Source organism: Burkholderia metallica (assembly GCF_902832845.1).
Classification (GTDB): Bacteria; Pseudomonadota; Gammaproteobacteria; order Burkholderiales; family Burkholderiaceae; genus Burkholderia; species Burkholderia metallica.
The window spans coordinates 251,800-260,782 of record NZ_CADFDB010000011.1 but is presented as its reverse complement, the minus strand read 5'-3'; the positions used below and the strand labels follow the sequence as shown (position 1 = coordinate 260,782).

General features: G+C 60.5%; 7 protein-coding genes, 3 tRNA genes and 2 rRNA genes. 3 read left to right on the top strand and 9 right to left on the bottom strand.

The features are described 5' to 3' along the window. The 6 genes from HWX08_RS27805 to HWX08_RS27780 all read right to left on the bottom strand — a co-directional run. Positions 1-90 (bottom strand): 23S ribosomal RNA (locus tag HWX08_RS27805); the annotation flags it as partial. 342 nt (positions 91-432) lie between these two features. Continuing rightward, positions 433-508: transfer RNA gene (locus HWX08_RS27800), tRNA-Ala, on the bottom strand. A gap of 36 nt (positions 509-544) precedes the next feature. Beyond that, positions 545-621 (bottom strand) — tRNA-Ile (locus tag HWX08_RS27795). Between the two features lie 63 nt (positions 622-684). Then, positions 685-2,217 (bottom strand): 16S ribosomal RNA (locus tag HWX08_RS27790). Positions 2,218-2,791: 574 nt separating this feature from the next. Then, positions 2,792-3,322 (bottom strand): cytochrome b, encoded by a 531-nt coding sequence (locus HWX08_RS27785; protein ID WP_174922869.1) that lies wholly within the window; start codon positions 3,320-3,322, stop codon positions 2,792-2,794. Continuing rightward, positions 3,322-4,416 (bottom strand): catalase family peroxidase, encoded by a 1,095-nt coding sequence (locus HWX08_RS27780; RefSeq protein ID WP_174922868.1) that lies wholly within the window; start codon positions 4,414-4,416, stop codon positions 3,322-3,324. Before HWX08_RS27780 ends, HWX08_RS27785 begins: the two co-directional genes overlap by 1 nt. 157 nt (positions 4,417-4,573) lie before the next feature. Here HWX08_RS27780 and HWX08_RS27775 point away from each other — a divergent pair, with 157 nt between their 5' ends. Both HWX08_RS27775 and HWX08_RS27770 read left to right on the top strand, forming a co-directional pair. After that, entirely contained in the window at positions 4,574-5,095 is a 522-nt protein-coding gene (locus HWX08_RS27775) for a sigma-70 family RNA polymerase sigma factor (protein WP_034200555.1), read from the top strand. Beyond that, the gene (locus HWX08_RS27770; protein ID WP_174922867.1) at positions 5,092-5,850 is read left to right on the top strand and encodes an anti-sigma factor family protein; all 759 of its coding nucleotides are present in this window, start codon (positions 5,092-5,094) and stop codon (positions 5,848-5,850) included. The genes HWX08_RS27775 and HWX08_RS27770 overlap by 4 nt, the downstream gene beginning before the upstream one ends. An 855-nt stretch (positions 5,851-6,705) precedes the next feature. Here the strand turns inward: HWX08_RS27770 and HWX08_RS27765 are convergent. The 3 genes from HWX08_RS27765 to HWX08_RS27755 all read right to left on the bottom strand — a co-directional run bounded on the left by HWX08_RS27765 (position 6,706) and on the right by HWX08_RS27755 (position 8,172). Continuing rightward, positions 6,706-7,380 carry a hypothetical protein gene (locus HWX08_RS27765; RefSeq protein WP_174922866.1) on the bottom strand — a complete coding sequence of 225 codons (675 nt, stop codon included), beginning with the start codon at positions 7,378-7,380 and terminating at the stop codon, positions 6,706-6,708. A 170-nt stretch (positions 7,381-7,550) separates the two neighbouring features. Beyond that, positions 7,551-7,880, bottom strand: a complete 330-nt coding sequence (locus HWX08_RS27760; RefSeq protein ID WP_174922865.1) for a hypothetical protein — start codon at positions 7,878-7,880, stop codon at positions 7,551-7,553. A gap of 31 nt (positions 7,881-7,911) precedes the next feature. Beyond that, positions 7,912-8,172, bottom strand: coding sequence for a hypothetical protein (locus HWX08_RS27755; protein WP_174922864.1), 261 nt, complete (start codon positions 8,170-8,172; stop codon positions 7,912-7,914). 587 nt (positions 8,173-8,759) lie between these two features. On the opposite strand from HWX08_RS27755, the gene HWX08_RS27750 reads away from it, so the two are divergent. Beyond that, a tRNA-Val gene (locus tag HWX08_RS27750) sits at positions 8,760-8,836 on the top strand. The last annotated feature ends 147 nt before the right edge of the window (positions 8,837-8,983 follow it).

Below are 8,983 nucleotides of genomic sequence, written 5' to 3'. Positions count from 1 at the left end.
GCCAGCTCCCCGTAGCTTTTCGCAGGCTACCGCGTCCTTCATCGCCTGTGATCGCCAAGGCATCCACCACATGCACTTGTTCGCTTGACCCTATAACGAGTCTGTCTCTGTCGGCCATCGTTAGCGCTTTAGCGCTTACGAGGGCCCCATCCCCGCATGGGGGACGACAGCCGCTACAGGTTGAGTTCTCGCGTTGTGCCGTATTCCAATTGAGTCAAACATAGAGTTCGAATCATCTTGAGATACATCGATACAATCACAACCCGGATAGTTTCCACGTCCATCTCAAGACGCTTCCGCTATCCAAATTACTTACTTCTTCCAGATTGTTAAAGAACGACAGCCGATATCTGTTGATATCCTCTGACTGGCTCAATCGCCAATGCAAAATTCTCGGTTCAATGTCTGAACCAAGCCCTTAGCGTTGGTGATTGGTGGAGGCAGACGGGATCGAACCGACGACCCCCTGCTTGCAAAGCAGGTGCTCTCCCAGCTGAGCTATGCCCCCATGTACAGAGAACTTCAGGGTACTACCGCCAGACAATGGTGGGTCTGGTTGGATTCGAACCAACGACCCCCGCCTTATCAAGACGGTGCTCTAACCGACTGAGCTACAGACCCCTGAGTCTGTCTTTAAATTTACAGCCGATAAGCGTGAGCGCTCAACTTTGCGAGAAGCTCTGGAAAGGAGGTGATCCAGCCGCACCTTCCGATACGGCTACCTTGTTACGACTTCACCCCAGTCATGAATCCTACCGTGGTGACCGTCCTCCTTGCGGTTAGACTAGCCACTTCTGGTAAAACCCACTCCCATGGTGTGACGGGCGGTGTGTACAAGACCCGGGAACGTATTCACCGCGGCATGCTGATCCGCGATTACTAGCGATTCCAGCTTCATGCACTCGAGTTGCAGAGTGCAATCCGGACTACGATCGGTTTTCTGGGATTAGCTCCCCCTCGCGGGTTGGCAACCCTCTGTTCCGACCATTGTATGACGTGTGAAGCCCTACCCATAAGGGCCATGAGGACTTGACGTCATCCCCACCTTCCTCCGGTTTGTCACCGGCAGTCTCCTTAGAGTGCTCTTGCGTAGCAACTAAGGACAAGGGTTGCGCTCGTTGCGGGACTTAACCCAACATCTCACGACACGAGCTGACGACAGCCATGCAGCACCTGTGCGCCGGTTCTCTTTCGAGCACTCCCGCCTCTCAGCAGGATTCCGACCATGTCAAGGGTAGGTAAGGTTTTTCGCGTTGCATCGAATTAATCCACATCATCCACCGCTTGTGCGGGTCCCCGTCAATTCCTTTGAGTTTTAATCTTGCGACCGTACTCCCCAGGCGGTCAACTTCACGCGTTAGCTACGTTACTAAGGAAATGAATCCCCAACAACTAGTTGACATCGTTTAGGGCGTGGACTACCAGGGTATCTAATCCTGTTTGCTCCCCACGCTTTCGTGCATGAGCGTCAGTATTGGCCCAGGGGGCTGCCTTCGCCATCGGTATTCCTCCACATCTCTACGCATTTCACTGCTACACGTGGAATTCTACCCCCCTCTGCCATACTCTAGCCTGCCAGTCACCAATGCAGTTCCCAGGTTGAGCCCGGGGATTTCACATCGGTCTTAGCAAACCGCCTGCGCACGCTTTACGCCCAGTAATTCCGATTAACGCTCGCACCCTACGTATTACCGCGGCTGCTGGCACGTAGTTAGCCGGTGCTTATTCTTCCGGTACCGTCATCCCCCGACTGTATTAGAATCAAGGATTTCTTTCCGGACAAAAGTGCTTTACAACCCGAAGGCCTTCTTCACACACGCGGCATTGCTGGATCAGGCTTTCGCCCATTGTCCAAAATTCCCCACTGCTGCCTCCCGTAGGAGTCTGGGCCGTGTCTCAGTCCCAGTGTGGCTGGTCGTCCTCTCAGACCAGCTACTGATCGTCGCCTTGGTAGGCCTTTACCCCACCAACTAGCTAATCAGCCATCGGCCAACCCTATAGCGCGAGGCCCGAAGGTCCCCCGCTTTCATCCGTAGATCGTATGCGGTATTAATCCGGCTTTCGCCGGGCTATCCCCCACTACAGGACATGTTCCGATGTATTACTCACCCGTTCGCCACTCGCCACCAGGTGCAAGCACCCGTGCTGCCGTTCGACTTGCATGTGTAAGGCATGCCGCCAGCGTTCAATCTGAGCCAGGATCAAACTCTTCAGTTTAAACCTGTTACTGTTTTCGGTTCTTTCGAACCGGTCGCTCACTCAAAGCTGACAGGAATATGAATCACTTCATAAACCTGACTTACTTTAGTGTGAGACTCTTGATACTTTCGCTATCTGATCCGAGGATCAGCTCGCTTTCATCAAGCGCCCACACTTATCGGCTGTTAATTTTTAAAGAGCATTTCTGCGAGAAACCTGAAGTTTCCCGGCAGCGCTGCGTTTTCAGCAGCAGAGAAGCGAGATTATTAACCGTTTTTTTAAATCCGTCAACAACTTTTTAAACTACTTCGTTGCGACGACTGCGGTTTAATTTCGTGTGCGCTGGAGTCGCTACAACCGACATCGACAGCACCGCTTCCCTTCTTCCCCCGCGCCGTGTTTCCGTTAGCGCGAAAGAGGCGAGATTCTAAGCACCGGTCCCGCTCTGCGCAACCCCTTTCGTGAAATATTTTTGACATGCAGTTCCGGGGGCGCCGAGGACCTCTCCAGCGGTCATATATAAGCGACACGGCAGGCGCTGTCCCGGTCGCCCGTGAACAGCCCTGCGGCATCGAACGCAACCCGCCGTCGCTCAGCGCCCCACCATCGCCCTCACCACGCCGTCGCGCCGAATCAGCCCGTGATACAGCGCCGCCGCAAAGTGCGCGAGGAACGTCGCGAAGAACAGATACGCCAACACGCGATGCGCAACCCGAAGCCACGCGAATGCAACCGGATCGGCCGACAGGATGGCCGGCAGCTGCACGCCGCCGCCCAGCGTCACCGGATACCCGCCCGCCGACAGCATCGCCCACCCGATCAGCGGCATCGCGACCATCAGCGCATACAGCACGAGATGCGATCCGTGCGCAGCCATCTTCTGCCACCACGGCAGATCTTCGGGCAACGCCGGCGGCGTCGACAGCACCCGCACCACGATCCGCACACATACCAGCACCAGCACGGCCACACCCAGCGGCTTGTGAATCGCCACCAGCACCGCATGCCGCTCGGACACCGACGCCACCATCCCCACCCCGATGAACAGCATCGCGAGGATCATCGCGGCCATCACCCAGTGCAGCACCCGCGCCGGCAAACTAAACGTCGTCGAAGCCTTCATCACCGTCCCTCCCCACTCAATCGCGCCACGCCCGCCACTCCGGCCTCTTCGCTCGTGCGGCGGAGATACGAATCCGCATACGCGGCCGACCGCGCCGCCAGCAGCGGATCACCCGACACCTGAATCCCCTGCGGCAACACCGTCGGGTCGTAATTCACGTCGCGGCACGGCCCGCTGTCCTGCGCCTCCACGTGGTCGAGCACGAGCGTGCCCGCGTCGATCGTCGTGCGCTGCGCGGGCCAGACCTTCGTCGCGTCGTCCACCGGATCGCCGGGCTCCGCCAGCGTGACCAGCAGCTTCCACTTCTGCACACCGGCCGCGATGCGCCGCGTCACGTCCTGCTGCAGCACGTTTGGATCCGCGGCCGTCGCGACGTCGCCGGCGCCGACCGTCTGCTCCGGCACGACGCGCCACCGCACCGCCTGCCGCTTGCCGGCCGCATCGACGAAGTAGAACGCGTTCAATCCGTAATAGCTTTCGGTGACGTAGCTCGCGCTCGGCTTCGCACCCTTCACCCATTCGCGGAACGCGGCCGTCTCCGGATGCGCGCCGAAAAACGCCTTCACCTTCGCCGGATCAGGCTTGCCCGTCTTCGGATCGGCCCGGGTTGCCATCAGTTGTTCGTAGAACGCCTGCGGCGTCGCGACCGGAAACACCGGCATCGCGTTCATCCCGGTGCGCCATTGCTCGCTATTGGGCGCGGTGAGCTTCAGCGCGAGGCTGCGGATCGGCACGCTGCTGTCGGGCGCATACGGATTCCCGCCGGGCAACGCGAAGCGCCCGACCACCGGCGTGCGCACCGCCTTGAAGAACGGCGCGACCGAATACGCGCTCGCGGCGCCGTTGCCTTCGAAGTAACCGGTCACGCACACACCCTTCGCGTGATTGCGCCGGAAGCCCGGATGAATGCCGCCGCCGGCCGTCTGCAGCGCATCGACGACGCGGTGCGGGGTCAGACGCGCCGGCGCGAGCCAGCCGCCGACATACCCGAACGCCACGGCCACGCCGGCCACCGCGCCGCCGATCGCGGCCCAGCGCCACCACCCGCGCCCGGGCCCGCGCTGCGGCGAAGAAGAGGAAGAAGATCGCTCCATGAATGTGCTCCCGATCGTCAGATCATTGTCGAACCCGCGTAGGACGCCGCCCGCGCCGCTTTATTCCACGAAAAATTTTTCCCCTATGCTGGTGGAATAAGCGGCGCCGACCGGCGTCTTACGCGGCATCTCGACCCTTTCGGCAACCGGCCCGGCCATGCCCTCCACCGCCCTCGACGACGACGCACTGCGCGAACTCATCCCCAGGCTGCGACGCTTCGCGCTCTGGCTCGCGCGCGACGTCCACGCGGCCGACGACCTCGTCCAGTCGACGCTCGAGCGCGCGCTGTCGCGCTGGACGAGCCGTCGCGACGATGCGTCGCTGCGCAGCTGGCTCTTCACGATCTTGTATCGGCAGTTTCTCGACGGCAAACGTAGCGCGAAGCGCTACGCGTGGCTGCTTGGGCGCATCCGCGACGATGACGAAGCACACTGGCCGTCCGCCGAACGCGAATTCGCGGCGCGCGCGACGCTCGAAGCGTTCGGCCGGCTCTCCGATGAACAGCGCAGCCTGCTGCTGCTCGTCGCGGTCGAAGGCTTCACGTATCAGGAAGTCGCCGACCTGCTCGACGTGCCGATCGGCACCGTGATGTCGCGACTCTCCCGCGCACGCCAGGCGCTGCGCCAGCTCAGCGACGGCGAGCTTCCCGCTCCTTCTCTCCGCTTGATGAAGAAATGAACACGCCTCCGAACGAACACGACCTTCAGGCCTATGTGGACGGCCAGCTCGACGACGATGCGCGCGTCGCGGTCGAGCGCTATCTCGCGCTGCACCCGGAGCGCGCGGAACAGGTGAAGCAATGGCAGCAGGATGCGCAGCGGTTGCGGACCGCGCTGGAAAGCGTGCGGATGCCGGCCGATAACCCTGCACTGGATCCGGCGGCGATTCGCGGACGGCGCGTGGAGCGCACGCGGATGCGGTTCGCGATGGCGGCTTCGTTCGTGTTCTGCGTCGGGCTGGGGACCTTCGGCGGGTGGCAGGCGCGCGGGTGGAACGCGCCGCCGCCCATCGCGCCGATGAGTGATGCGGTCGAGGCTTACCGGATGATGGTGGTCGATCAGACGGCGAAGGTCGATTACCGGCCGACGGGTGCGGGCGATTTGCAGGGGTGGCTCACCACGCGCGTGGGCGCGTCGGCGAAGCTGCCGGATCTGAGCGCGGCGGGGTTCAGGCCCGTCGGCGGACGGTTGTTCACGACGGACAGTGGCGCCACGGCTGCGATGGTGCTCTATGAGGACGCAGCCGGGCGGACGCTGAGCTTCTATCTGCGGCCGGCGGAATCGAAACATCGACTGCTGCCGAGCGGGCAACGTGTGGATGGTGCGCTGCTCGCGCGGTATGGATCGGTGAACGGGCTCAACTATGCGGTGGTCGGGCCGGCCGGGAGCCTCGCAGAGAAAGCAGTCGTGCAGGCGCTCGATCAGCAGACTTGAGTGGTACGATGCGCGCCCTGCCGGCGGCGCTCGATGGCCTCAAGCGCCCGGAATGATGCGGCTTTGCCGGCTTGGGCGTGGCACGATCACCAGTCGTTTGCACAGCGTTTCGACTGGCTTACTGGTCTGTTGTCCACATCGGTGTGCCTCTGGTGCCCTCACCTTTTTTTGAATCACAGCGTTTCGAGTCGCCGCGGAACAGGATATCCACATCGATCACGGCGACACCGCATGCGGTCGCCGGTCGACTCGCTCATCTTGGGCGCGCACAGCTTTTCGGGTTGTTTCGGTGTGTGATATCCACACCCCGTGAGATAACGCGAACATCCGCTGCGAATTCGATTACCCTCACGCGCTGAACGCACAGGACTTCGAATGCTTTGACTTCTCGATATCCACAAGCCATTCGATCGCGGCGGATCGTGCGAAAGCCAACTGCATCGTCCGCTCTACTCCGGCAAAGCTCTGCCAGACAAGGCGTTCGCGATGATTCGTGCGGTTGAATGCAAGATGCTCACCGGTTCGATGCACAGCGATTCGACTGGTTGCGTATGCGGGTTGTCCACATCCGGCCCGCCGAGAAGCGCGCGAACGCGATGCACATTCCACCAGCGCTCACATCGTAGAGCCGGCGGCTCTCCGTCCAGTCTTGCGCGTGTGCATTGGGACCGGTTCGTCGCGGCACGAATTCGCCGGGATCCGCACCCGACTTGCGATCCGGGCGCATGCTCACCTTTTGCTCGCACAGCGTTTCGCGTCGTTTTGTTCCGGGGTTATCCACACATACAACGCCGAGCCCGCACATGCCGGGCGGCATCCTGCTTGATCGTGTCCGTCACGCTCGCTCCGCTACGCTCACGTCCGCGTACCTCTGTTGCGCAGACCGCTACGTTCCAACACCTCCCGCAGGCAGTCCGGACACACGAGCTCACCGGCGTCCCACATCTGCCTGAACATGGCCCGATCATCGATGCGCAACGTCGATTCGACGATGTCGATATCCATCCCGAGCACCTTGTGCAAGAACGCTTCGCCAAACCAATGCTTGGTTTCGTGCTGCACGCTGGCATTGGTCACCTGCACGACGTGACAATCGCGGATCACGTCGATCGACAAGATCGCGGCCTCGATATCCGGTGAGGTCCGCGTCGGCCGGATCAACCCGTGCAACTCGCAGCGCGCGACGTCGCGCGACCATTTCGCATTCGCCGCGACGACGGACGTGTCGAACGCCTGCTCCAGCGTCGTCGGTTTATAAGGCATCTCGCCGGAACGCACGAGCAGTTCGTCCAGGCATGCCGAACACAGATGCTCGCGCAAGCGCTCCAGCGCCGCAATCTTCGGAAACGCCTTCACGTGTGCGACCCGGTCGATAAAGGTCGCATCGACCTCGTGCTCGTCGAGTTCGGCACGCAGCATCCACATTTCCCGGCTGTATTTCGGCCGATCGAGCGAAACCTTCACGAGCTCGCCGGACAAGCATTGCCCACGCTGCCGGATGAGCGCGGCAATGCCCGCCGATGTCGTCATCCCGTTGTCGCGACCGTGCCGACGGCAATGAAGGGGGCCCATTAGCGGCTCCGGTTGCGGGCAGTGCTCATGTCGCCCGGGTGGTTCTTGGGTTTCATCGTGTCGGTCATTCTCATCGATGGCTCAGGGTTCGAACGCACGTTGTATGTCATGACCTTGCCTCGCGTGATTCAGTCATGCTGCTCGATCACGTATTGCGTCGGCCCGCGCCACGCAACCGAACGGTACCCGCGCCGCACGACGCCGATCTCCCGGTAATACTCGACGAGCGCCTGCGGGCTCCAGTCGCGACCTGCGGAGAACAGCACATCCAGATCAACAAGCGCGGCAACGAGTGCCTGGCGGTCGGTATCGTCTGCGATCGCGCGTTCCCAGCGATCGGATTGCCGAGCAAAGCCCAATTGCGTCAGCACATAGGCGGCAGCCATCACGTCGGTCACGACAACCGCAACGTGGCCGGCAATATCCGTCACCAGCACCTCGTCGACAGGCATCTGCATCGATCCCCTCGTCCAGTTTTGTCCGCTGTCGTCACTCTGCTTCTTTCGTGAGCCATCTCACGATCTCCGCGATGTCCTCGTCCGACAGCTTCCCGACGCGATCGACGAACACCCCGTAGTCGAGATCGAACTTCACGTTGAATCGCTCGCCCTTGTAGCGGCAACACAGGACTTCGGCCTCCGGGATCGACACGCGTTGCTCGAACACGATGTCGCCAGGCTGTTGCTGCAACCGGTGTACGACTGCATCGATATCGAGTGCGTCGAGCCGCGTCCACGAAGCATCGGTCATGTGTCGTGAGCCTGTGCGTCAGGCTCTTGCATCCTGAATGCAGGCGATTCTACAGACATGACGGCTCACGTATCGCGCGATCGCTCCACAGCGTTCCGCTTCCTTCATCCGTTCACTGCAAGCAGTGCATATCCCGCGCGGATCACAGTCGACGGACTGTGCTTATCCAAAGGTGTTAACAGGGTTCGTATATATACGTAGTGATAGTTAACAAGTCCTGTGCGTCACAGTGGATAACCTCCGTAACGCACTGAATTTCCAGCGGGAAGCAGAATGCATAACCATGGGTGAGCCACGTGAACAGCTCAGCGCAGCACAGAACAACTTTTCGTCGATTCACAGCCGCGGCGACATATCCTCAATCGTTCCACTGTGAATCCAGAGGCTTGCCGGATGGTTATCCAGAGGGCAATGTGGATAACACCACAGTGCATCGACGCGTTTTGCTGTGACGCGAAGCGGCGAGATCAACTTGCGCGGCATCGCCACGCAACATCGATCGTCGACCTCCGCGCACCGCGATTCAAAAAATTTTCACGAAGGGGCTTGTGCTCCTCAAAAACCCTCTCTATAATTCGCGGCTTCTTAGGCTCGTAGCTCAGTTGGTTAGAGCACCACCTTGACATGGTGGGGGTCGTTGGTTCGAATCCAATCGAGCCTACCAACGAACAAAATGAAGGGGTCTGGCAGCACAACTTGCCTACAGGCAATGCGGCTCGCCAACATACAAACGCCACGCGGCAACTTCGCGTGGCGTTTTTCTTTTTCCGGTCCGAAACGATGCATGACGCCCCGATGCGTCGCGCGAACC